Source organism: Mycobacterium sp. E1386 (genome assembly GCF_001672745.1).
GTDB lineage: Bacteria > Actinomycetota > Actinomycetes > Mycobacteriales > Mycobacteriaceae > Mycobacterium.
In genome coordinates, this window is the sequence record NZ_LZKH01000173.1 from 40,085 (window position 1) to 61,422 (window position 21,338).

A 21,338-nucleotide genomic window follows, 5' to 3' on the forward strand; every position below is an offset into this window, starting at 1 on the left:
ACGGACGCGAAGTACTCTCCTCATAATGCTCACCCTCGATCAAGCGCTGAACGAGACTCGCACGGGCGACCTCTGGTTGTTTCGCGGCCGCTCCCGGCCCGACCGCGCGATTCAGACGTTGACGAACGCACCGGTCAATCACGTCGGCATGACGGTGGCCATCGACGACCTGCCACCGTTGATTTGGCATGCCGAACTGGGCGACAAGCTCGAGGACATGTGGACGGGAACCAACCACCGCGGCGTGCAGCTCAACGACCTGCACCAGGCGGTCTTGCAGTGGACGCAGCGTTACGACCAGCGGTGCTGGCTACGTCAGCTGACACCCCACCCCACCCGCGAACAGGAAAACAAGCTCCTGCGGGTGATCGCCCGGATGGACGGCACCGCGTTTCCCACCACTGCCCGGCTGACCGGTCGCTGGTTCCGCGGCCGGCTCCCGACCATCAATGACTGGGTTCGCGGAATCCCCGTGGTGGACAGCAAGGTTCGCGAGCAGACCCGGCGCCGCCGGGAAGAGCGCAAGATGAGCCTTTCCACTGCCTATTGCGCGGAGACGGTGGCGATCACGTACCAGGAAATGGGATTGCTGAACACGGACAAGGACGCCAATTGGTTTGACCCCGGCAAGTTCTGGAGCGGTGACACGCTTCCGCTGGCTCCGGGCTTTCAGCTGGGCGACGAAATTGCCGTAACGGTAACGGGAGCCGGCTAGTCGACCGACATCTCACCCAGTTCGGACCATCCGGAAGCGTCGATGGTCTGGTTGATGATTTTCGGGGTAGACGTCAGTGCCTGCGGGAGTTCTTGCATCGCCCGCTTGAAGTGGTCGCTGTTGACGTGGATGCCGCCCGCCTCACCGTCACGGAACGCCTCCACCAAAACGTACTCCGCCGGGTTGTCCAGGCTTCGCGACCACTCGAACCAGAGATTGCCTTCCTCGGCACGAGTGGCGGAGGTGAAGGATGCGACGAGTTCTGGCCAGCGGTCCGCCCACTCGGGCTTGGTCTCGAACTTCACGACGATGAAGATCATTGCGGTGCCCACCTAGCTCGCTCCTGGATACTGCGCCTCGCCCGGTCGCGGCGGGCAGCGCCAGCATATCCGCCCGTCGGCGCCGCCGGCCGTGATCGGGCTTCAGCAAAGTGCGCCCCGGGCGTTGCAATTGAACACCCGGGGCGCACTTTCGCATTGATTCCGTGCGAATCGCGGACCGCTTAGCAGCTGCGCAAGTGGCCTGCCTCACAGACCGTGCGCAAGCCGAGCTATTTCACTGTGCACTGGCTCCTGTTCTGCTTGCGTGTCCTATATGCGTCAAATAGTGGCACGAAAGATTGAGACTTTCGCGAATTGCTTTCGTTAAGGATTCGCAATTCCCGGTTCGCCGGGCGGCGGCATTTCGGGCGCCGGCGGGGCCGGTGGTGCGGGCGGTGCGGGAGCCATGGCGTCGACCAGGACGGGCGGCGCCTCCGGCGGTGGCGGCGGCGCGTCCGGCGGCGGTGGCGGCGCGTCCGGCGGCGGCGGAAGGGCGCCTTCGCCATCCGGCGGCATCGGCAGGAACATGTGATGCGTGAACCCGGCCTGGTAGGCGCCGGCGCCACCGATGTGCACTCCACCGTGCTCACCGCTGGACACCGGGGTCCCGTCCGGCAGGGTCGCGGCCGTGTGGCCGCCGTTCCACCCGATCACGAGGGCGTTAGGGGCGGTTCCGTATTGAAAGCCGCGCGCCAACAAAGCCGCTTCTTCATTGCCGGTGTTGAACCGGTTTCCGAAGACGGGCCTGTCGGATGCCGCGTTGGCAACCCAGGAAACGAGTCCCGAGCAATCCGTCCCGGACGGAGAATCCCCACCCGCAATATAAGGCGTTCCGGATACCTGATTGATCAATGACATCAATGTTGCAAGTACTACCATGGCCGGGGACGCTAGCAATGCCAGTTATTATCCGCCAAAATTTGTGGCGCACGTCATTCGCAAACCGGACAATGGCCTTCGCCGCACTTTCAGCAAATCGGACGCCCCGGCAGATGCGCCTACCAGCAAACGTCTGCGCGGACGATCAGCGGCTTTCGGACCCGCGCTCGGTGTCCGCTATCTCGCGGTCGATGTCCGCCTGCTCGCGTCGAGCCGTCGCTTCGGTGCGCTTCGATTGTTCGCCCACGCGCCGGATCCGGTCGCGCTCACGCTGTTCGGACGTGCCCTCGCGTTCGTCCGCGCGGCGCTCCCGTTCGTCCGCTAATTCTTCGCGCTCGTCAGCGATTTGGTCCCGCCGGTCGGCGAGCCGATCTCGTCTGTCGGCCATCCACTCGCGCCGTCCGACCTCGGCATCGCGGTCCGCGAGTTCCCGCTCGCGCTCGTCGAGCGCCTCGGCCCGGCGTTCCAACTCCTCAGGAGTCTCAGGGCAGTCCTCACCGACCACGACGAGATCTTAACGCCGCGCCGCCCACCACGCATGAGTGCCTGGATACCCGTGGGCGCCGACCCCGCCGTGCATGTCTCCGACTAATTCGTACCAAGTAGCCGAGATTTCGCAGCCGGCAACGAGCCAATCCATCGGCCCGCCGCCAAATCGGTGGACGCCCGGCGGAGGTTCGTCATTCACCAAGGCCGCGGAGCGACACGGAGCTCAGCCATCCGAGCCCGACAATGATCGAGATACGTTGGAAGATACCGCTTTTGCCGCTGAGGCCGAATCGACCCTTGATAGCGGCACCCAACAGGAGCAGGGTCCCCGCCATCACCGTGCTCGATCCTGCCGAGTAGCAGGCCCAACGGTAGTCCCCGGTACGCACGGCGGTGGCCGCGCTGGCCAGGCCGGCAACCGGGATGCCCGCAAAGACCGGGATCCCGCAGAGGTCGTGCATCCGCCCCGCACGAGTGCGCCGGGTCGGGGCGGAGAGCTCGCCGAGACGATCACCAACATAATCGGTGACGAAGACTCCCGAGCCGATCAACCCAATGCCCGCTCCAGCGACGACCGCCGGAACGGCACGCGGTCCAATGCGCCGCCGATCGCAACGTGCGAGACCCGCAGCCGCACATGAATATAGAAGTCCGGCAAGGATGAAATTGATGCGCTGATCCCAGCCTTGACGACCGACCGCAAGCGAACTGACCGGGTAGCGCCGCCAGTCGTAGCCCCGACGCGCGGCTCCGATCGCGGTGAAAGCAGTCACGAAGAGCGGCCCGGCGAGGGCGCCACAGAGGAGCTGAACAGAACGCGCGCGTGGTAAGCGGCCGCCAACTGACACCAGTCCAGCCTACTTAACCGTTGAGTTAGACCGCGCCTCTACAGCTCCACCGAGACGCAGCCAGCCGAAGTTCGTTGCACACCAGTCATATTCCGAACTTGGCACGGGCCTCGTCCGTAATCGGGGTGAACAGGTTGACAAGATTCCCGTCGGGATCGCGCAGAAGCAGCGCGCGGTTACCCCACGGCATCGTGGTTGGCGTTGTCACCACCTCCCCGACGCGCTCATGGAGCCGCTCATATTCCGCGTCGACGTCGTCGACCATGAACTCCACGATCGCGCTGCGGTTGGCGGCCGGCTCGGCCGATCCAGCCGCAAACAGCGGAACGGTCTTGTCGCTGCCGATCGCCAGCGTGCCAACCGGCGTCGGGATTTCGGCGAAAAGCTCGTTGCCCCACACGGCGGGGCTCTCGGTGACCGTCTCGTAGAAATCGACGAGACGCTTGACGTCGGCGGTGATGATGCGGGTGGAAACGAACTTCATGGAGCCCTCCTGGCGGCCGTGGCGGTGCACGTTAGTGCGACGAGGGCATGCTAAGGAGCCATACCGACAACATGCCCGCCTCAAAGGGCGAACTACAGCGCGTTCCCTCAGGCGGGCGTCCAGATTCCGTTGTTCCAGAACCCCCAATTGCCCGGGCCAGTCGGATTCCACATCAGCTGAGCCCCCGGTGCCGATGCCGGTTGGGGTGGCGCCGGGGGCGCCCACACCGGCGGTGGACCCCAGGGGCCCGCACCGGCCGGGAAACTCTGGCCCGCCGGACCTTGCCAGTCGTGGCAGTGGTTCCAGTCCCAGTCGTAGACCTTGCCCCAGCTCGGGTCCCACGGATTGCCCGGGCACCAATGCGAGGTCGGGGCCGGGACGGCCTGGGCCACGCCACCCGCCATCCCTAAAGCCGACAGCACCAACGCACAACCCGCCACGATCCTCGTAGACCGCCGGACCAACGGTTCCGCCCGCTCGACATTCGCCATCTGTCAAGCATGGTCGACTTGAGACCCGTCCGCTAGACGGCGAGGTCAAGGTTTTTGACGCATCAGGCCACGGCTTGAACTGCCTGCCCGGCCAGTTCACGGGAGCCTCCGCGGGTGGCAATCCAAGGGAACGATGCAAGACCGCTCACCACGATCAGGCCCACGGCCTGAACCAGGATGTACCGGGTAAGACCGCGTTCGTAGACCACGTTGGCGATCACCATCGCCCCAAGGCTTGCCACGTATAGGACGACCAGACCGAGGGTGAACGGTTCGAATGACGGATTAGCTTTGGCAGAGCGCAGTGCGGTCACAGTGACCGCGCAGTAGCCGACCACGAGCATCACGACCACAGGCCACTGACGTCCGCCGAGCGCGGTGACGACGGTGACCGGTGACATCAGGATGGGCCCGGTCACCAGGACCATCAGGGCTGCGAGCGGTGGAAAAGCGCCCATTGCCTTCGCATTCGACCATCGTGCGATACCGCTACCGGCCAAGCCGTCGATTCGGGGTGCGGCCCAAAGCATGATGTAAATGAAGACGGCGTCCCAGATGCCCTGCCAACAGAGATCGAGCAGGGGCCAGCCGACCCAGAACTGGAAGTACTCAAAGTTTGGATTCCAGGTCCACCACACGACGTGGCGCAGGTTGCCCTCAATGATGTAGGGGGCGTCAAGCGCAATCATGAATAGCCCACCGGTGACGGCTCCCTGCCAACGCTTTTCGGTCCCGATCGCCTCGACGACCTTGAAACCGGTGAACAGAAAGACCGGGTAAAAGATCACAACGTACGCGGGCATCATCGTGGTGCCGTGCCACAACGGGAAGGCAGGCCAGTTGATCATCAACATGAAGTCGCCCTGCTTGTACATGTTGAGTGTGGCCATCCCGACCAGTTCCAGCACGAGCCCGTAGATTGCCGCTGCCGCCAGCAATGCGCAGTAGACGCGCCTTCCGCGGCGGAACTGGACGACGCTGTACGCCACTGCCGCCAGGAACATGGTCAGCAGCATGATGTCGCACAGATTCGTCTGCCAGGGAAGACCGGCGGGGCTGTTGAACACGATCAGGTTCATCTGGACACCTGCCATCTGACTAGACGTTTTGTGTATAACGTATGGTTCTAGGGCCTGGCCGTCAAGGCTGACCGGCGTCGTCCCAGCATAACGCCATACATCTATGCATCATTGTCTTGTCACTGGCGATCTTGGCCGCTAACGTCGACGCCATGACGGAGCTACAGGTGAGGCGCGTTCGCTTCGACTTCGCGAGCGCCGATGTCCCGTTCAACTGGCAGCCGGAGCGCCCCGCGTTTGCAATGCAGTGCAATGCCATTTCGTTCTTCGCGCCCGGCTTCGAGAAACTCATCGTCGACGCGACGCGGGAAGCCATACCGCTGATGCGGGACCCGGCCACGGCGGAGGAGGCAGAGTCTTACTTGCGTCAGGAGGCACAGCACTCAGCCGCTCACCAAAGCCATATCCGTGCGCTGATCCGACGTTGGCCCGGCTTGCAGGAAACGATGGCCGACGTCGTGGCCTCCTACGACTGCCTCACCGCCACCAAGCCGCTCGCCTGGCGTCTCGCTTATCCCGCAGTTGTCGAAGCCACGTTCACGCCCTACTTCAAAGTCTTCCTCGACCACGAGGACAAGCTGTTTCGGGCCGGGGACGAGCGAGTAGCGTCGCTGTTCCTCTGGCACTTTGTCGAAGAAATCGAGCATCGCAGTTCCGCGCTCATCGTCTACAACGCCGTGCACGACAGCTATCTGTATCGCGCAAAGACGATAGTCGGCGTGCTCAGGCATATGAATGAGATCCTGGGGATCATCTCCAGCGGCTTTCAGAAGCATGTGCCGAAGGAGGACGGCGGCGATCTGGGCCAACTATTACCAAATGGGCTCTCCGCGAAGGCAGTTCGGGCCGCACTGGGGGCCGCGCATGCGCTTACTCGACCGGGTCAGTCGACCTACGCGGGTGTGCCCAAAAGGGAAGTCCTCGCCATGATCGCCGGTCTGATCCGCTCACAGGGTCCGCGCCACACTCCTGAACACGAGATCATTCCCGAATTCGCCACCAGATGGATCCAGCGGTACGCGGAGGAACCGAAGAGCGCGGCGCGTTGGTACTCCGTCGGGGCCGTAACTGGCTTGGACGGTCGATGATCGTTAACACATTTCGCCCCAACGCATCCAGCGCTCGCGCGGCCACCACGCTGCCCTAGAGTTCAACCATGCGTAGCCACGGATGGGCGGGCAACGCCCCAGCGAGTGACGAAGAGGCCATCGACAGGATCCTCGACGTGGCCGACGAGATCATCGCCGAACAAGGATTCTCGATGCGGCTCACCGACGTGGCGCGCACCTTGGGCGTCACCCGGCAGACGGTCTATCGCTATTTCCCGGGAACCGAGGCTCTCATGATCGCCAGCGCGATGCGCTCGGCCCACGGTTTCCTCGACCAGCTCGCCGAGCATATCAGCGGACTCACCGAACCCGCCGCGGCGCTCGTCGAAGGTGTCGCATTCGCCGTCGAAAGCCTTGCCGGAGAACGCCAAATCGAACGCCTGTTGAGAAGCGGAGCGCCAGAAGGTCATACGGTGTCCCTGACCTCCGACACAGCTCGGGCGTTCTCCCGCTCAATGCTGCATCGTCTCGACGTTGACTGGGACATGCACGGATTCGACGAAGCCGCGCTCGACGAGCTCGCCGAAATGGGCCTACGCACTTTGCATTCGATCCTTGTCGACCCAGGCCAGCCGCATCGAGACGGTATCGAGTTGCGCAGGTTCATTGCCCGCTGGCTCGGCCCCGCGATCATCTATCGGCGCCTGGCTCAAGTAGTGGATGCACTGACGTATGGCGCCGCTCCGATTCGGCAGCCGTGACATCCTGGCGGCACCCCATTCGCCTTATTTGTCCTAGACGGAACGCAAGACACGCGTTACACGACTGTCGCATCGTAACTGCGGAGTGACAACGCCACGGTCGTTTCGGTGCCATCAAGCTGTTCTGGCACGTTGACGCCACCTGGGTTGGTAAGCGGATCTCCACCGCGTCACCGCCGGCTGGGCAGGGTTCTCCGCGCCTGGGAGACAACGCCCGGCACGGTGTTGGCCAAGTCTGGCCGACTTCCCGCGAAGGCACGAATTGCGCGATAGAACGACCAAATTTGGCGCGGTGTAGGGACTTTCGGCATCCAAGCCAATTCCCAGTGGATGCCGTTTATCGGGTCGTCGAAAAACACGGCATAGTAGCCGGGCCAGTATTGTGGGTACTCCTTCGGCTCGTCCGTGACCGGGACATCTCGACCGATCAGGAATTCCCGATGAAAACGGTCGACCTCTGCCCTACTGCGTGCCCACAACGCAATGTGGTTGATCCCGACCGCCTGATCCCGGTGCGTCAGCTTCCCGCCGGTACGGGCAGGCTGAATGCCGATGTAGCTGTGCGGGTGGGCATTACGCGTCATGTAATAGATCGACTGGTACTCCATGTTCAGCGATGAGAAGCTGCTGTATCCAAGCCAGCCGAACAATGCGTCATAGAACGCGACCGAGTCGTCGTAGTCCAGCACCGCGAACTCGACATGACACACACCCCGCCACCGCATCGCGCCCCCTCAACACCGCTTTACTGCGCAATCTAGTGCGCCGCCACCCTCACAATGAAGCCCCTTCTAATCTGCCGGCGCGCCACCACGTCCGATGTTGAAGCCGAACTCCGCCGCATTCAGTCACCGAGCAACGTCGCGGCCAGACAGGTAGCGCAGGTGAGCGGTGCCGTCGTCGAAAAGGCGGTGCCCGGCGAGACTCAGATCATGGCACATGCCGTCAGGTAGGGCACGTAGACCTGCGCCCACCATCTTCGGCACTACGAAGAACTGGAACTCATCGATCAGGCCAGCTCGGATCGCGGCGGCCGCGGTGGTGGGCCCGAAGATCTCGACTACGCCCTCGGCCTGCGCGACGATCTGCTTCAATTCGTCCAAGCGCAGGTCGGGTACCAAACGGACACGGTCCGATTCGATCTCGTGCGTCAGCGTCGACGAAACCACCACTTTGTGGATGCCTCGCCAGCGCTGGGCGAACTCCCGCTCCGCCGAGGCCCATTCTTCGTCCTCGGGATCGGTCTCCCAGTACTGCATCAGCGCGAAAGTCTTCCGCCCTAACACTTCGGTCGACACCTCAGCCATGCGGTCGACATGCGCGGTAAACACCGGATCGCTTGGGGCCGACCACTGGAAGTCGCCGCTGCCGTCGGCAACGTAGCCGTCGAGAGACATGGTCGCGGTGTAACAGAGGGTTCCCATGGTATGTAGACCTCCGCGATCGGCAGAATTCATCGAGCCCTAGACGTTGAAGCGGAACTCCACCACGTCGCCGTCGGCCATCACGTAGTCCTTGCCTTCCATCCGGACCTTGCCCGCGGCCTTGGCAGCGGCCATCGAACCGGCGGCGATCAGGTCGTCATAGGACACGATCTCGGCCTTGATGAAGCCCTTTTCGAAATCGGTGTGGATCACCCCGGCGGCCTTCGGTGCGGTGTCGCCTTGGTGAATCACCCACGCGCGCGCCTCTTTTGGGCCGGCCGTCAAAAATGTCTGCAACTTGAGGGTGTGGAAACCGGCGCGGGCCAGCGCGTCGAGCCCGCGTTCGCTCTGCCCGATCGACTCCAGCAGTTCGGCGGCCGACTCGTCGTCGAGCTCGTTCAGCTCCGCTTCGATGGCCGCGTCCAGGAACACCGCGTCGGCGGGCGCGACCAGCTCACGCAGCTCGGCGATCCGCGCCGCGTCGGTCAGCACCGCCTCGTCGGCGTTGAAGACATACAGAAACGGCTTGGTGGTCAATAGGTTCAGCTCCCGCAGCAAGGACGCATCCACCCCCGCACCAAACAACGTCTTCCCGCCGTTGAGCGTCTCCTGTGCCGCGGCCGCCGCCTCGTACACCGGCCTGCGCTCCTTATTGGTGCGGGCCTCCTTCTCCAAGCGCGGCAGAGCACGTTCCAGCGTCTGCAGGTCGGCCAGGATCAACTCCGTCTCGACCACCTCGATGTCCGATCGGGGATCCACCTCACCGGCCACATGGGTCACATCGTCATCGGAGAACACCCGCACCACCTGGCAGATGGCGTCGCATTCGCGGATGTGAGCCAGGAACTTGTTGCCGAGCCCGGCACCCTCGGACGCGCCCTTCACCAGGCCGGCGATGTCGACGAACGTCACCGGCGCCGGCACGGTGCGCTGGGATGCGAACAGCTCGGCCAGCTTGTCCAGGCGCGGATCCGGCAGCGGAACGACGCCTTCGTTCGGTTCGATCGTCGCGAACGGATAGTTGGCCGCCAGTACGTCGTTGCGGGTCAGCGCGTTGAACAGGGTCGACTTGCCGACGTTGGGCAGACCCACGATTCCCAGGCTCAGGCTCACAGGGACCCAAGTCTAGGGGTCGGCTGCGGCACCGGCCGCTGTGGACCGTTCGTGCACGATCGTCATGGCACGCCCGGGATCCCTACGAGGTATTTACGGGGCTTTCCGCCCTTTCCCGGTACGGTCTACATGTGTCAGGACAGCGGGCAAAGTCGACGGTGGAGGCCTCCCACCGCTCGATCCACCCAGATATCCCAGGTGTGCCGTGGTACGCCGCCCTGCTCCTCGCCGTTACCGCCACCGCGATCGGCTACGGAATCGACGCCGGCCACAAGGAGCTGACGCACGTCTTCGCCGGCTTCTATATAGCCGGCTGTCTGGCGGCGGTGCTGGCGGTGCGCCAAGACGGGCTTTTCACCGCGATGATCCAGCCCCCGTTGATACTTTTCTGCGCGGTGCCCGGCGCTTATTGGTTGTTCCACGACGCCAAGGTCGGCCATCTCAAAGATCTGTTGATCAATTGCGGCTATCCGCTCATCGAGCGCTTCCCGCTGATGCTGGGAACCGCCGGCGTGGTGCTGCTGATCGGGTTGGCCAGGTGGTACTTCGGGATGTCGCACGGGGCGACCGCGACGACGAAGAGCTCCGACGACGCGGAGTCCACCGACGTCAAGTCCGTCGTCGGCGGGATTGTCGCCAAACTCCGCGCGATCGTGCGCCCGGAATCCGACGAGGACGATGCCGACGAGGCGGCCCCGGCCAAGGCGCGGCGCACCCGCGGGGGCAGCTCGGCCGCGCAGGCCCGCCGCACGGCGCGCAATGATCGGACCGCCACTCGCTCCGCCCGAAGCCGGTCGCGGCGTCCGCGGGAACCGCTGGACGACACGGGCGATCCGAGCGAGCGGCGCTCGACTCGGAGAGGCTCAACGAGCGCCCGGGACTACGGCGCCGCTGAACCGCCCCGCCGGTCACGGCGCCGCCCCAGGCCGGATGCCGATCCGGACGCGCGCGGCCAATCGCCTCGGGAAGGCCGTCGGGAGCCGCGCGGCCGCCGTAGCCCCTACGAACGGCCCTACGACCAGCCGAGGTCGCGTTTCGAAGGCTCGGATCGGTACGGGGACCCGTTTGACCCGCCCGGGGAGCGTTTCGGCCGCTACGACAGCTACGACTCCGCCTACGAGCCGAGGCGACGCCGCCCCGCGCCGAACGGCAACGGGACGCATCACCCCATCTCGCAGGTGCGCTACCGGGGGGCGGGCGCACCAGAGGAGGCCGAGCGGCGGAACCGCTCACGGGCATACGGCCGGCCTCAGCGACCCCCGACGGAATGGGAATACGACGGCTGAGCGCCAACCGGCGCCCGACGTGTCAGAGCAGTGACCGGATCTCGCGCGGCAGCGCGAACACCAGGGTTTCCTGTGCCGTGGTGACCGGTTGCACCACGTCGTAGCCGTAATCGGCGAGCCGCTCCAGCACACCTCGCACCAAGACCTCGGGGACGGACGCACCGGAGGTCACGCCGACGGTGGTCACCCCTTCCAGCCATGCGGGCTGGATATCGTCGGCCCAGTCGACCAGGTGGGCGGCCGCGGCGCCGCCGCCCAGCGCCACCTCGACGAGCCGCACCGAGTTCGAGGAGTTCCGTGAACCGACGACGATCACCAGCTGGCACTCCGGGGCCATCGCCTTGACGGCGACCTGCCGGTTCTGCGTCGCGTAACAGATGTCGTCGCTGGGCGGATCCTGCAACTTCGGGAACCGCTGGCGCAGCCGGTCGACGATCTCCATGGTCTCGTCGACCGACAGCGTGGTCTGCGACAGCCAGACCAGCTTGTTCTCGTCCCGGACTGTCACGTTGTCCACGGCGGCGACCCCGTCGACGAGCTGCACATGGTCGGGCGCCTCGCCGGCGGTCCCGATGACCTCCTCGTGGCCCTCGTGGCCGATCAGCAGGATGTCGTAGTCGTTGCGGGCGAACCGCCTGGCCTCGTTGTGCACCTTTGTCACCAGCGGGCAGGTGGCGTCGATGGTGTGCAAGTTGCGTGCGGCGGCCGCGGCGTGCACCGTGGGCGCGACGCCGTGCGCGGAGAACACGACGATGGAACCCTCGGGGACCTCGTCGGTCTCCTCGACGAACACCGCACCGGCCTTTTCCAGGGTGGTGACCACGTGCCGGTTGTGCACGATCTCGTGACGCACGTACACCGGCGCGCCGTGCTTTTCCAGCGCGCGCTCGACCGTCTCGACGGCTCTATCCACGCCCGCGCAGTAACCACGCGGCTCGGCCAGAAGCACTCGCTTACGGGCTGGATCGCTGGCTACCGAGCTGGACGCGCCGGGAATTCCCATGTCGACAGTCGGCGGCATGACACCCAGGGTACGTTCTGCGGACACGGGCTTGCCAGCTCGCGCCGGCGGGCTTGGAGTTAGCCGTCGCTTAAGGCAATCTTGGACCCATGGCTACTGCACCGTATGGAGTTCGGCTATTGGTCGGCGCGGCGACAGTCGCCGTCGAGGAGACCATGAAGCTGCCGAAAACCATCCTGATGTACCCCATGACATTAGCCAGTCAGGCGGCGCACCTTGTGATGCGATTTCAGCAGAACCTCGCCGAGCTGGCGATCAAGGGTGACAGCACCCTGGAGAACATCTTCCCGCCAAAAGACGAGCAGCCCGAATGGGCAACCTTCGATGAGGACCTGCCCGAAGCGTTCGAAGCACCTGCCGAGGAGGGTATCGGCGAGGGGGACCGCCGAACCGAGGGGCGGTTCGCGTTGTACTCGCTCGCCGACGCCGCGTCCGATGCCGCCCCCTTGAAGCAGGGCAGGAAATCTTCGGACGCGCCGGCGGTTGCGCAACCGTCGGTGGTGACCGAGTTGGACTACGCGGCACTGACGCTGGCGCAACTGCGTGCCCGTCTGCAATCGCTGAGCGTCGACGAACTCGAAGCCCTGCTGGCATACGAGCAGGCCACCAAGGCCCGCGCGCCTTTCCAGACGCTGCTCGCCAACAGGATCACCCGCGCGAACGCGAAGTGACCCCGCCCGCACAATCCGAACCGAACTCCGCCGAGAACCCATTTCCGGTGCGCGCGGTGGCAATTCGGGTCGCCAGCTGGATCGACAAGCTCGGCACGGTATGGGTCGAAGGCCAGCTCGCCCAGATCAGCGCGCGGCCCGACTCCAAGACGGTGTTCATGGTGTTGCGCGATCCGGCCGCCGACATGTCGCTGACCGTGACGTGTTCACGCGACCTGGTGGCCAACGCGCCGGTGAAACTGACCGAGGGCACGCAGGTGGTGGTGTGCGGCAAGCCGTCGTTCTACACCGGTCGGGGCACGTTCTCGTTGCGGCTCAGCGAGATTCGCGCCGTAGGTGTGGGTGAGCTGCTGGCGCGGATCGATCGGCTGCGCCGGCTGCTGGACGCCGAAGGACTCTTCGACCCCCGGCTCAAGCGACCAATCCCCTTCCTGCCCAACATGATCGGCCTGATCACCGGCCGGGCCAGCGCCGCCGAACGCGACGTGACGACGGTGGCCACCGGCCGCTGGCCCGGGGCGCGTTTCGCCGTGCGCAACACCGCAGTCCAGGGACCCAACGCGGTGGCCCAGATCGTCGAGGCGCTATACGAACTCGACCGCCACGTCGAGGTCGACGTCATCGTGGTGGCCCGCGGCGGCGGTAGCGTCGAGGACCTGTTGCCGTTCTCCGACGAGACACTGTGCCGCGCCATCGCGGCCTGCCGCACCCCGGTCATCAGCGCGGTCGGTCACGAACCCGACAATCCGCTGTGCGACCTGGTCGCCGACCTGCGCGCCGCCACCCCGACCGACGCGGCGAAGAAGGTCGTACCCGACACCGCCGCCGAGCAGCGCCTGATCGATGATCTGCGCCGGCGCAGCGCGCAGGCGCTGCGCAACTGGGTGGCTCGCGAACAGCGGGCGCTGGCCCAGGTCCGCAGCCGACCGGTGCTCGCCGAACCGCTGACGGTCCTGACGGCGCGCGCCGACGAGATTCATCGCGCACGGTCGGCGATCCGCCGCGACGTCACCCGCCTGGCCGCCGCGGAGGCGGAGCGCATCGGCCATCTGAGCGCGCGGCTGGCGACTCTGGGCCCGGCGGCCACGCTGGCCCGCGGCTATGCCGTGGTACAGGCGGTGCCGGACTCCGGGCCCCCAGTGGTGCTGCGGTCGACCGCCGACGCGCCCGCCGGCAGCCGGCTGCGGGTGCGGGTGGCCGACGGCGCGATAGCCGCGGTGAGCGAAGGGCAGACCGATGGCCGGTGAAGGCGAACAGTCAATTACGCCTATTAGTAAGCTCGGCTATGAAGCGTGCCGGGACGAACTGATCGAAGTCGTCCGCCTGCTGGAGCAGGGAGGCCTGGACCTCGACGCGTCGCTGAAATTGTGGGAAAGGGGCGAGGAACTCGCAAAACGGTGTGAAGAACACTTAGCTGGCGCTCGCAAGCGGATCGAGGATGCGCTCGCGGCCGGCCAGGCGGATGACGCCTGATTTCGGCCCTTTTGCGGTACACAAACTATGACCACTTTCGAAATTGGAACACGTTTCAGTTATGCTGCGGCCCATGGCTGATGCATCACTGACCACCGAACTCGGCCGCGTCCTCGTCACCGGCGGCTCCGGGTTCGTCGGGGCCAACCTGGTCACCACGCTGCTGGAGCGCGGCCACCAAGTGCGCTCGTTCGACCGGGCGCCGTCGCCGCTTGCGCAGCACCCGCAACTGGAGGTGCTCGAGGGCGACATCACCGACACAGCGATCTGCGCCCAAGCGGTGGACGGCATCGACACCGTCTTTCACACCGCGGCGATCATCGATTTGATGGGTGGCGCGTCGGTGACCGACGCATACCGGCAGCGCAGCTTCGGGGTCAACGTCGGCGGCACCGAGAACCTGGTGCACGCCGGGCAGGCGGCCGGGGTGAAGCGATTCGTCTACACGTCGTCCAACAGCGTCGTGATGGGTGGCCAGAACATCCCCGGCGGGGACGAGACGCTGCCCTACACCAACCGGTTCAACGATCTGTATACCGAGACGAAGGTCGTCGCCGAGCGGTTCGTGCTGTCGCAGAACGGCATTGGCGACATGCTGACCTGTGCAATTCGGCCCAGCGGGATCTGGGGCCGCGGTGATCAGACGATGTTCCGCAGGCTGTTCGAAAGCGTGATCGCCGGCCACGTCAAAGTGCTGATCGGCCGCAAGTCCGCTCGACTGGATAACTCGTACGTGCACAACCTGATTCACGGGTTCATCCTGGCCGCCCAGCACCTCGTCCCCGGGGGCACGGCACCGGGTCAGGCGTACTTCATCAACGACGACGAACCGATCAACATGTTCGAGTTCGCGCGGCCGGTGGTCGAGGCCTGCGGCGTGAACTGGCCCCGGATGCGGGTCAATGGCCCGATGGTCCGCGTGGCGATGACCGGTTGGCAGCGGCTGCATTTCCGCTTCGGCATACCGGCGCCGCTGCTCGAGCCGCTGGCCGTCGAGCGGCTTTATCTGGACAACTACTTCTCGATCGCCAAGGCGCGCCGCGATTTGGGCTATGAACCCCTGTTCACCACCGAACAGGCGATGGCGGAATGCCTGCCCTATTACGTCGAGATGTTCAATCGGATGAAAAGCCAGGCGCAGCAGGCTAAGACGGCTGGGTAGCACCGCGATTCCCATTGTGTCAGCACCGGCAAACCAATGCGACAGACTGGAACCATGACGCTCCTCTGCGCCGATCCCGTCCTCGCGGTGCACGACCTTGACCGCGCGGCGGGGTGGTTCACCCGAATCCTGGATTGCACGGTGACGGAGCCCGACCCGGGCAACTGGGCGTTCTGCTCGGCCGGGTCGGTGACGTTTCGGCTCGGCCGCTGTCCGGAGTCGTTGCCGGCGTCCGACCTCGGGGACCACAGCTACATCGCGTATTTGACCGTTTCCGGAATCGACGAGTACTACAGGCGCGCTCTCGCCGAAGGAGCGGACATTCTCAAGCCCCCGACGATCGAACCGTGGGGCCGGCGCGAGATGGGTCTGCGATCGCCCGACGGGCACCGGTTCATGCTCTCGGAGCCGCTGTAACGAGGCCTTGGCGAGGCTAGCGGAAACCCACCATCTCGCTGCCCCAGGCGGCGCGGATCTTCGCATCGACATCGTCAGCGACTATGTCACGCTTGTCGATGATCAGGCAGGCGCGATCGGCCTCCCCGTAGGGCCGCCAGTCCGGCTCGCCGGCCGGGCCCGCCGGCTTTGACTGCGCAGCGAAGTTGGTCCACCGGGTGCGCATTCGCTTGGAGACCACCTTGGCCGTCTTTCTGCCACCCAGTTTCAGCGTGGGATCCTTCGGCGCCCCGAGATTGCCCCAAACGTAAGGCAATTCGGTGGCGTGGGCGGCATTGACCAACAGCAGCTTCAGCAGTGGGGTCGCATAATCGAACCGGTACAGGTACACCGGCGCCACCCTGCTATGGCCCTCGGCCAGCCAGACCGAGGGCATCCGGAACCCGACGTCGGTTGCGATGCTCAAACTCCTTGCCCTGCGCCGCAATCGCGAATACGTCAATCCGATCTGCTCGTCGGTCGGCAATTGCAGGTCCGGTTGTTCGGCGGCGATCTGGTCGAACATCGACGTGATCGCGCGAGGCGTGATCGGCATCAGCCGCGAACGCATCAACCGGAAGAGCGCCGCCTCGTGCTTGTTGGTCCCGATGATCAAGGGGACCGGAAGCGAGCGGCCCTCCTGCACACGCTTGACGGGGTAGTCGTCCAGCAGCTCGCCATCGATGATCGGGACGAACGCCAGGAGGCCCGGATTACGCACCGGCACTTCGTCGAAGACCTCTTGGGACGCGGCGAGCAGCACCGCGGTGGGCACGTCGGGCAACCGGTGCGCGTCGACGTCGAGCCTGTCGAGGACGGTCTCGGCGACGCGCTCAGCCCTGCGCCGGTCGTATACCGATGTGGCCGGTGAACTCTGGGCGATCGCCCGGGCGAACAGCCCCTCGGCCGACGGGACGGCGAGCAGGGTCGTCACGATCCCCGCGCCGGCGGATTCGCCGAACAGCGTGACGTTGCCGGGATCGCCGCCGAACGCCGCGATGTTGTCACGCACCCAGCCCAGTGCGGCCAGCACGTCACGCAGCCCGACGTTGGAGTCGAACCGCCGCCGCGTACTGCTGAACGACGACAGGTCCATGAAGCCGAGGGCTCCCACCCGGTAGTTGACCGTGACCACCATGACTTCGCCGTCGCCGGCCAGCCGCCGCCCGTCGTACAGCGCCTGACTGCCCGATCCCAGGACGTAGGCGCCCCCGTGCAGCCACACCATCACGGGCTTCCCGTCGCCCGGCTGCGTGCCGGACGGCGCCCAGACGTTAAGCCGCAGGCAGTCTTCGCCCTGCGGTGCGCCCAGGTCGAGCGGCATGTTGGGGAAGACCGGCTGCGGGCAGGCCGGCCCGTAGCGGGTGGCGTCGGCGACCTCGGTCCACCGCTCGGGCGGCTGCGGCGCCCGGAAGCGCAGGGCGCCGACGGGCGGGGCGGCGTACCGGATGCCCTTCCAGGTGCTGACGCGGCCTCGCGGCGAGGACGAGTCGGCGCCGCGGACGGGGCCGAAGGTGGTCTCGACCACCCGGTCACTGGTCGTAGTCGTCATGCGTGCGGCGCTTTCCTAACCGAGGCGCTGGGTGAGGAACTCGACTACCCGCTTGCGGGCCTCGTACGCCGGCTGGCCGTCGACTTCGCGGACCTCGTCGGTCAACACGGAGTGTGCCAGCTTGCTGAAACCGCCCACATTCCCCGGCCCCGAGTCGATCTCGATGACCTCGAACGCGTCACCGAGCCGCTCCTTGAGCACCGCGAACCGTTCGCGCGGCACGGCGCTGTCCTCGCTGAACCGCAGACCCATCGCGCACAGGCCGTCGTTGGCGCAGCGATCGGCCACGGCGGCCAGTTCTGATTCGCTCAGGCCGGGATCGCGCCGCCGCGCGCGCCCCAGCGGCAGCGGCACCGACGGCTGCGAAAGCACCGGGGCCAGGACGGCGTCGTCGACCGCGGCGGCCAGCGCGAAACCGCCGGTGAAGCATTGGCCGATCACGCCGACCCCCTTGCCCGGGGTCGACGCGTTGAGGTCACGGGCCAGCGCGCGCAGGAACATCGACACCGGCCGCTGCTTGTTCGTCGCGAAGGCCGCGAATTCTTTTGCCACACAAGCCCGGCTGATCGAGGAGGCGATGTAGCCGACCGTCTTGGGTTTGCCCGGCTCACCGAACAGCGACGGCATGACGACGGTGAAGCCGTTGTCCACCAGGTGATTGCCCAGGGCCAGCACACCGGGATGGATCCCGGGTATCTCGGGAATCAGCACCACCCCCGGGCCGCTGCCCTTGCGGTAGACGTCATGGGTGTAGCCGCCTGCGCTGAACGGTGCCACCGACCATCCGGACAGATCTGCTTGGGGTGCGGTCACGCTCGGCCTTCCTTCAGCGCGCGGGTAACGGCGGCTGCGATTGCGTTGCCGAGGCCAGCGTACGGAATTGATCGGTGTTGCCGGCACCGGTTATCGCGATTTGAGTGGCCCCGGTCGGGCCGGTGAGCCGGGTGGTCCACACCGGCTCGGCGTCCGCCCCGCTCTGGCCGGAGCCGTTGTAGACCACCCAGTTGGTCCCGGCGACGTCGACCGTTCCGGCCGGATACGCCGACGAATGGATCGAGCCCACCAGCTTGTCCTCGTCGGCGTTGCTCTGGGTGAGGCTCAGATACATCCCAGTCGGGCTGATATAGCCGACGACCGAGGTCGCCGCGTTCAGCCGTTGACCGGTCGAGGGATCGGTGCGGCCGCCCTGGATGCCGCCGCGGCTGCCGGAGTTGGCCTGCCAGCCGGTGGGCAACTTGGGCAGCCGAATGGGAAAGCCGAGCGTCGCGGCGTCGGCCCGCAACGCCGCCGGCGCGTCGTAGGACGGGACCGCGCCCTGGTGGCTGCCGGGCTGAAACGAGCACATGCCCACCAGACCGGCCAGCAGGATGCACCCGATGACCAGCGGCATCAGTGACCAGAACATGTCACGGCCGTCCTGCAGCAACCGCGGTTTGGCCGGCCTGGCAGCCGGTCCGGCCGCCGGGGCCGGCTCGCCGGCCACCTGGGCCTCCGAGCTGGCATTCAGCGGCGACTCTTCGGTCATCCCCCGAGTATCCCAGTTCCAGCAGACCGATCCGCTTCTGGGACAATCTCCAACCATGACAGTTAAGGGCGACCGCCCATCTGGACGGCCACGTGGTGAGGCGCCGGACCGCAACCTGGCCCTGGAACTGGTCCGGGTGACCGAGGCCGGCGCCATGGCCGCCGGACGCTGGGTGGGCCGCGGCGACAAGGAGGGCGGCGACGGCGCGGCCGTCGACGCGATGCGCGAGCTGGTCAACTCGGTGTCGATGCGCGGCGTGGTGGTCATCGGCGAGGGCGAGAAGGACAACGCGCCGATGCTCTACAACGGCGAGGAGGTCGGCAACGGCGACGGCCCGGAGTGCGACTTCGCCGTCGACCCGATCGACGGCACCACGCTGATGAGCAAGGGCATGCCCAACGCCATCTCGGTCCTGGCGGTGGCCGAACGTGGGGCGATGTTCGACCCGTCGGCGGTGTTCTACATGAACAAGATCGCCGTCGGGCCCGAGGCCGCCCACGTGCTGGACATCACCGCGCCGATCTCCGAGAACATCAAGGCCGTCGCGAAGGCGAAGAGCCTGTCGGTGCGCGACATGACGGTCTGCATCCTGGACCGGCCCCGGCACGCCCAGCTGATCGAGGACGTCCGCGCGACCGGTGCCCGCATCCGGCTGATCACCGACGGCGACGTCGCCGGCGCGATCTCGGCCTGCCGGTACCTGTCGGGCACCGACATGCTGGCCGGGATCGGCGGCACCCCGGAGGGCATCATCGCCGCCGCCGCCATCCGCTGCATGGGCGGGGCGATCCAGGCGCAGCTGGCGCCCAAGGACGACGAGGAACGCCAGAAGGCGATCGACGCCGGCCACGACGTCGACCGGGTGCTGACCACCGAGGACCTGGTGTCCGGCGAGAACGTGTTCTTCTGCGCCACCGGGGTCACCAACGGCGACCTGCTCAAGGGCGTGCAGTACTACCCCGGCGGCTGCACCACCCAGTCGATCGTGATGCGGTCGAAGTCGGGAACTGTCCGCATGATCGAGGCCTATCACCGGCTTTCGAAGCTCAACGAATACTCCGCGATCGACTTCACCGGCGACAGCACTGCCGCCTATCCCCTGCCCTAGACCCGGAACCACGCCCTTAAAGACAAGGACTGCTACCTATGGCCGACAGTGCCACCGATACCGAATACCGCATCGAACACGACACCATGGGCGAGGTGCGGGTACCCGCAAAGGCGTTGTGGCGCGCGCAAACCCAGCGCGCCGTGGAGAACTTTCCCATCTCGGGCCGGGGCCTGGAGCGCACCCAGATCCGCGCCCTGGGCCTACTGAAGGGCGCCTGCGCGCAGGTCAACAAGGACCTCGGGTTGCTGGCACCGGAGAAGGCGGACGCCATCATCGCCGCGGCCGCCGAAATCGCCGACGGCCAACACGACGACCAGTTCCCCATCGACGTCTTCCAGACCGGGTCGGGCACCAGCTCCAACATGAACACCAACGAGGTGATCGCAAGCATCGCCGCCAAGGCCGGTGTCACAGTGCACCCCAACGACGACGTGAACATGTCGCAGTCGTCGAACGACACCTTCCCGACCGCCACCCACATCGCGGCGACCGAGGCGGCGGTGCGCCACCTGATCCCGGCGCTCGAGGTGTTGCACGAAGCGCTGCAGAGCAAGGCCCGCGAGTGGCAGACGGTGGTCAAGTCGGGCCGCACCCACCTGATGGACGCCGTTCCGGTGACCCTCGGCCAGGAATTCAGCGGGTACGCCCGTCAGATCGAGGCCGGGATCGAGCGGGTGCGCGCGACGCTCCCGCGGCTGGGCGAGCTGGCGATCGGCGGCACCGCGGTGGGGACCGGGCTCAACGCTCCCGACGGCTTCGGCGCGAGGGTGGTCGAGACGCTGATCGCCTCCACCGGCCTGAACGAACTCCGCACGGCCGCCAACTCTTTCGAGGCTCAAGCGGCGCGCGACGGTCTGGTCGAGGCCTCCGGCGCGCTGCGCACCATCGCGGTGTCGCTGACCAAAATCGCCAACGACATCCGCTGGATGGGATCGGGCCCGCTGACCGGCCTGGCCGAAATCCAGCTGCCGGACCTGCAGCCGGGCAGCTCGATCATGCCGGGCAAGGTCAATCCCGTTCTGCCGGAAGCGGTTACGCAGGTGGCCGCCCAGGTGATCGGCAATGACGCCGCGGTGGCCGTCGGTGGCTTGTCCGGTGCCTTCGAGCTCAACGTCTACATCCCGATGATGGCCCGCAACATCCTCGAGTCGTTCAAGCTGCTGACCAACGTGTCGAGGCTGTTCGCGGACCGGTGCATCACCGGCCTGGTCGCCAACGTCGATCACCTGCGGGAGCTCGCCGAGTCGTCGCCGTCGATCGTGACACCGTTGAACTCGGCGATCGGCTACGAGGAGGCCGCCGCGGTGGCCAAGCAGGCCCTCAAGGAGCGCAAGACGATTCGCCAGACCGTGATCGACCGCGGCCTGATCGGCGAGAAGCTCTCCGAAGAAGAACTGGACCGCCGCCTGGATGTCTTGGCGATGGCCAAGGTCAAGCCGGCGAAATAGGC

General features: G+C 66.0%; 25 protein-coding genes. 11 read left to right on the top strand and 14 right to left on the bottom strand.

The annotated features are described in order from the left end of the window. The first annotated feature begins 25 nt into the window (after window positions 1-25). Window positions 26-715, top strand: coding sequence for a guanylate cyclase (locus A5709_RS17375; protein ID WP_068121085.1), 690 nt, complete (start codon window positions 26-28; stop codon window positions 713-715). Here A5709_RS17375 and A5709_RS17380 read toward each other — a convergent pair. From A5709_RS17380 to A5709_RS17405, 7 genes are all read right to left on the bottom strand, one after another. After that, on the bottom strand, window positions 712-1,035 hold the full coding sequence (locus tag A5709_RS17380; RefSeq protein WP_067949756.1) for a putative quinol monooxygenase: 324 nt from the start codon (window positions 1,033-1,035) through the stop codon (window positions 712-714). The genes A5709_RS17375 and A5709_RS17380 overlap by 4 nt on opposite strands. A gap of 324 nt (window positions 1,036-1,359) precedes the next feature. Further along, on the bottom strand, window positions 1,360-1,914 hold the full coding sequence (locus A5709_RS17385; protein WP_068007074.1) for a glycoside hydrolase: 555 nt from the start codon (window positions 1,912-1,914) through the stop codon (window positions 1,360-1,362). A gap of 145 nt (window positions 1,915-2,059) precedes the next feature. After that, complete coding sequence (locus tag A5709_RS17390; protein WP_068121089.1) at window positions 2,060-2,419, bottom strand: hypothetical protein; 360 nt, start codon at window positions 2,417-2,419, stop codon at window positions 2,060-2,062. A gap of 175 nt (window positions 2,420-2,594) precedes the next feature. Beyond that, a complete protein-coding gene (locus A5709_RS17395; RefSeq protein ID WP_068121094.1) occupies window positions 2,595-3,251 on the bottom strand; it encodes a DUF998 domain-containing protein in 657 nt (218 codons plus the stop codon). Between the two features lie 85 nt (window positions 3,252-3,336). Next, on the bottom strand, window positions 3,337-3,735 hold the full coding sequence (locus tag A5709_RS17400; RefSeq protein WP_067949800.1) for a VOC family protein: 399 nt from the start codon (window positions 3,733-3,735) through the stop codon (window positions 3,337-3,339). Between the two features lie 107 nt (window positions 3,736-3,842). Further along, window positions 3,843-4,226: a hypothetical protein gene (locus A5709_RS27615; protein ID WP_197520183.1), complete on the bottom strand. Its 384-nt coding sequence runs from the start codon at window positions 4,224-4,226 to the stop codon at window positions 3,843-3,845. A 62-nt stretch (window positions 4,227-4,288) separates the two neighbouring features. Beyond that, window positions 4,289-5,305 (bottom strand): hypothetical protein, encoded by a 1,017-nt coding sequence (locus A5709_RS17405; protein ID WP_068007068.1) that lies wholly within the window; start codon window positions 5,303-5,305, stop codon window positions 4,289-4,291. A 152-nt stretch (window positions 5,306-5,457) separates the two neighbouring features. Between A5709_RS17405 and A5709_RS17410 the strand changes: the two genes are divergently transcribed. Beyond that, entirely contained in the window at window positions 5,458-6,393 is a 936-nt protein-coding gene (locus tag A5709_RS17410; protein ID WP_068007153.1) for a metal-dependent hydrolase, read from the top strand. Between the two features lie 68 nt (window positions 6,394-6,461). Beyond that, window positions 6,462-7,115: a TetR/AcrR family transcriptional regulator gene (locus tag A5709_RS17415; RefSeq protein WP_068121097.1), complete on the top strand. Its 654-nt coding sequence runs from the start codon at window positions 6,462-6,464 to the stop codon at window positions 7,113-7,115. Window positions 7,116-7,285: 170 nt separating this feature from the next. Here the strand turns inward: A5709_RS17415 and A5709_RS17420 are convergent, their stop codons facing one another. From A5709_RS17420 to ychF, 3 genes are all read right to left on the bottom strand, one after another. Then, window positions 7,286-7,840: a VOC family protein gene (locus A5709_RS17420; RefSeq protein WP_067949746.1), complete on the bottom strand. Its 555-nt coding sequence runs from the start codon at window positions 7,838-7,840 to the stop codon at window positions 7,286-7,288. A gap of 123 nt (window positions 7,841-7,963) precedes the next feature. After that, window positions 7,964-8,539 carry a dihydrofolate reductase family protein gene (locus tag A5709_RS17425; RefSeq protein ID WP_068121100.1) on the bottom strand — a complete coding sequence of 192 codons (576 nt, stop codon included), beginning with the start codon at window positions 8,537-8,539 and terminating at the stop codon, window positions 7,964-7,966. Window positions 8,540-8,578: 39 nt separating this feature from the next. Continuing rightward, window positions 8,579-9,652, bottom strand: coding sequence for a redox-regulated ATPase YchF (ychF, locus tag A5709_RS17430; protein WP_068007058.1), 1,074 nt, complete (start codon window positions 9,650-9,652; stop codon window positions 8,579-8,581). Between the two features lie 131 nt (window positions 9,653-9,783). Here ychF and A5709_RS17435 point away from each other — a divergent pair, with 131 nt between their 5' ends. Continuing rightward, the gene (locus A5709_RS17435) at window positions 9,784-10,938 is read left to right on the top strand and encodes a DUF6542 domain-containing protein (RefSeq protein WP_197520184.1); all 1,155 of its coding nucleotides are present in this window, start codon (window positions 9,784-9,786) and stop codon (window positions 10,936-10,938) included. Window positions 10,939-10,960: 22 nt separating this feature from the next. Here the strand turns inward: A5709_RS17435 and A5709_RS17440 are convergent, their stop codons facing one another. Then, a complete protein-coding gene (locus A5709_RS17440) occupies window positions 10,961-11,959 on the bottom strand; it encodes a 4-hydroxy-3-methylbut-2-enyl diphosphate reductase (RefSeq protein WP_067210529.1) in 999 nt (332 codons plus the stop codon). Between the two features lie 89 nt (window positions 11,960-12,048). Here A5709_RS17440 and A5709_RS17445 point away from each other — a divergent pair, with 89 nt between their 5' ends. The 5 genes from A5709_RS17445 to A5709_RS17465 all read left to right on the top strand — a co-directional run bounded on the left by A5709_RS17445 (window position 12,049) and on the right by A5709_RS17465 (window position 15,682). Further along, the gene (locus A5709_RS17445) at window positions 12,049-12,630 is read left to right on the top strand and encodes a lipid droplet-associated protein (protein ID WP_067949739.1); all 582 of its coding nucleotides are present in this window, start codon (window positions 12,049-12,051) and stop codon (window positions 12,628-12,630) included. Then, the gene (gene xseA, locus A5709_RS17450; protein ID WP_082974138.1) at window positions 12,627-13,877 is read left to right on the top strand and encodes an exodeoxyribonuclease VII large subunit; all 1,251 of its coding nucleotides are present in this window, start codon (window positions 12,627-12,629) and stop codon (window positions 13,875-13,877) included. The genes A5709_RS17445 and xseA overlap by 4 nt, the downstream gene beginning before the upstream one ends. Further along, entirely contained in the window at window positions 13,867-14,103 is a 237-nt protein-coding gene (locus A5709_RS17455; RefSeq protein ID WP_068121104.1) for an exodeoxyribonuclease VII small subunit, read from the top strand. Before xseA ends, A5709_RS17455 begins: the two co-directional genes overlap by 11 nt. Window positions 14,104-14,164: 61 nt before the next feature. Then, entirely contained in the window at window positions 14,165-15,265 is a 1,101-nt protein-coding gene (locus tag A5709_RS17460) for an NAD-dependent epimerase/dehydratase family protein (protein ID WP_067949735.1), read from the top strand. A 54-nt stretch (window positions 15,266-15,319) separates the two neighbouring features. Beyond that, window positions 15,320-15,682: a VOC family protein gene (locus A5709_RS17465; RefSeq protein ID WP_068121107.1), complete on the top strand. Its 363-nt coding sequence runs from the start codon at window positions 15,320-15,322 to the stop codon at window positions 15,680-15,682. 16 nt (window positions 15,683-15,698) lie between these two features. Here A5709_RS17465 and A5709_RS17470 read toward each other — a convergent pair whose 3' ends face one another. Genes A5709_RS17470 through A5709_RS17480 form a run of 3 tightly spaced genes read right to left on the bottom strand, consistent with a single transcriptional unit; the run spans window position 15,699 to window position 18,777 of the window. Next, window positions 15,699-17,252, bottom strand: coding sequence for a carboxylesterase/lipase family protein (locus A5709_RS17470; protein ID WP_068121110.1), 1,554 nt, complete (start codon window positions 17,250-17,252; stop codon window positions 15,699-15,701). Between the two features lie 15 nt (window positions 17,253-17,267). Beyond that, the gene (locus A5709_RS17475) at window positions 17,268-18,065 is read right to left on the bottom strand and encodes a dienelactone hydrolase family protein (protein WP_067949729.1); all 798 of its coding nucleotides are present in this window, start codon (window positions 18,063-18,065) and stop codon (window positions 17,268-17,270) included. 13 nt (window positions 18,066-18,078) lie between these two features. Then, window positions 18,079-18,777, bottom strand: a complete 699-nt coding sequence (locus A5709_RS17480) for a DUF4245 domain-containing protein (protein WP_068121113.1) — start codon at window positions 18,775-18,777, stop codon at window positions 18,079-18,081. A gap of 55 nt (window positions 18,778-18,832) precedes the next feature. On the opposite strand from A5709_RS17480, the gene glpX reads away from it, so the two are divergent. Together glpX and A5709_RS17490 are read left to right on the top strand one after the other, a co-directional pair. After that, the gene (gene glpX, locus A5709_RS17485; protein ID WP_067949725.1) at window positions 18,833-19,885 is read left to right on the top strand and encodes a class II fructose-bisphosphatase; all 1,053 of its coding nucleotides are present in this window, start codon (window positions 18,833-18,835) and stop codon (window positions 19,883-19,885) included. Between the two features lie 38 nt (window positions 19,886-19,923). Next, window positions 19,924-21,336 (top strand): class II fumarate hydratase, encoded by a 1,413-nt coding sequence (locus A5709_RS17490; protein WP_067949720.1) that lies wholly within the window; start codon window positions 19,924-19,926, stop codon window positions 21,334-21,336. Window positions 21,337-21,338: the final 2 nt, after the last annotated feature.

Bases quoted from the DNA above. Each gene is read 5' to 3' on its own strand.
- A5709_RS17375 (WP_068121085.1), top strand. From the start codon at position 26: ATGCTCACCCTCGATCAAGCGCTGAACGAGACTCGCACGGGCGACCTC.
- A5709_RS17380 (WP_067949756.1), bottom strand. From the start codon at position 1,035: ATGATCTTCATCGTCGTGAAGTTCGAGACCAAGCCCGAGTGGGCGGAC.
- A5709_RS17385 (WP_068007074.1), bottom strand. From the start codon at position 1,914: ATGGTAGTACTTGCAACATTGATGTCATTGATCAATCAGGTATCCGGA.
- A5709_RS17400 (WP_067949800.1), bottom strand. From the start codon at position 3,735: ATGAAGTTCGTTTCCACCCGCATCATCACCGCCGACGTCAAGCGTCTC.
- A5709_RS27615 (WP_197520183.1), bottom strand. From the start codon at position 4,226: ATGGCGAATGTCGAGCGGGCGGAACCGTTGGTCCGGCGGTCTACGAGG.
- A5709_RS17405 (WP_068007068.1), bottom strand. From the start codon at position 5,305: ATGAACCTGATCGTGTTCAACAGCCCCGCCGGTCTTCCCTGGCAGACG.
- A5709_RS17410 (WP_068007153.1), top strand. From the start codon at position 5,458: ATGACGGAGCTACAGGTGAGGCGCGTTCGCTTCGACTTCGCGAGCGCC.
- A5709_RS17415 (WP_068121097.1), top strand. From the start codon at position 6,462: ATGCGTAGCCACGGATGGGCGGGCAACGCCCCAGCGAGTGACGAAGAG.
- A5709_RS17420 (WP_067949746.1), bottom strand. From the start codon at position 7,840: ATGCGGTGGCGGGGTGTGTGTCATGTCGAGTTCGCGGTGCTGGACTAC.
- A5709_RS17425 (WP_068121100.1), bottom strand. From the start codon at position 8,539: ATGGGAACCCTCTGTTACACCGCGACCATGTCTCTCGACGGCTACGTT.
- A5709_RS17440 (WP_067210529.1), bottom strand. From the start codon at position 11,959: ATGCCGCCGACTGTCGACATGGGAATTCCCGGCGCGTCCAGCTCGGTA.
- A5709_RS17445 (WP_067949739.1), top strand. From the start codon at position 12,049: ATGGCTACTGCACCGTATGGAGTTCGGCTATTGGTCGGCGCGGCGACA.
- A5709_RS17455 (WP_068121104.1), top strand. From the start codon at position 13,867: ATGGCCGGTGAAGGCGAACAGTCAATTACGCCTATTAGTAAGCTCGGC.
- A5709_RS17460 (WP_067949735.1), top strand. From the start codon at position 14,165: ATGCTGCGGCCCATGGCTGATGCATCACTGACCACCGAACTCGGCCGC.
- A5709_RS17465 (WP_068121107.1), top strand. From the start codon at position 15,320: ATGACGCTCCTCTGCGCCGATCCCGTCCTCGCGGTGCACGACCTTGAC.
- A5709_RS17470 (WP_068121110.1), bottom strand. From the start codon at position 17,252: ATGACGACTACGACCAGTGACCGGGTGGTCGAGACCACCTTCGGCCCC.
- A5709_RS17480 (WP_068121113.1), bottom strand. From the start codon at position 18,777: ATGACCGAAGAGTCGCCGCTGAATGCCAGCTCGGAGGCCCAGGTGGCC.
- glpX (WP_067949725.1), top strand. From the start codon at position 18,833: ATGACAGTTAAGGGCGACCGCCCATCTGGACGGCCACGTGGTGAGGCG.
- A5709_RS17490 (WP_067949720.1), top strand. From the start codon at position 19,924: ATGGCCGACAGTGCCACCGATACCGAATACCGCATCGAACACGACACC.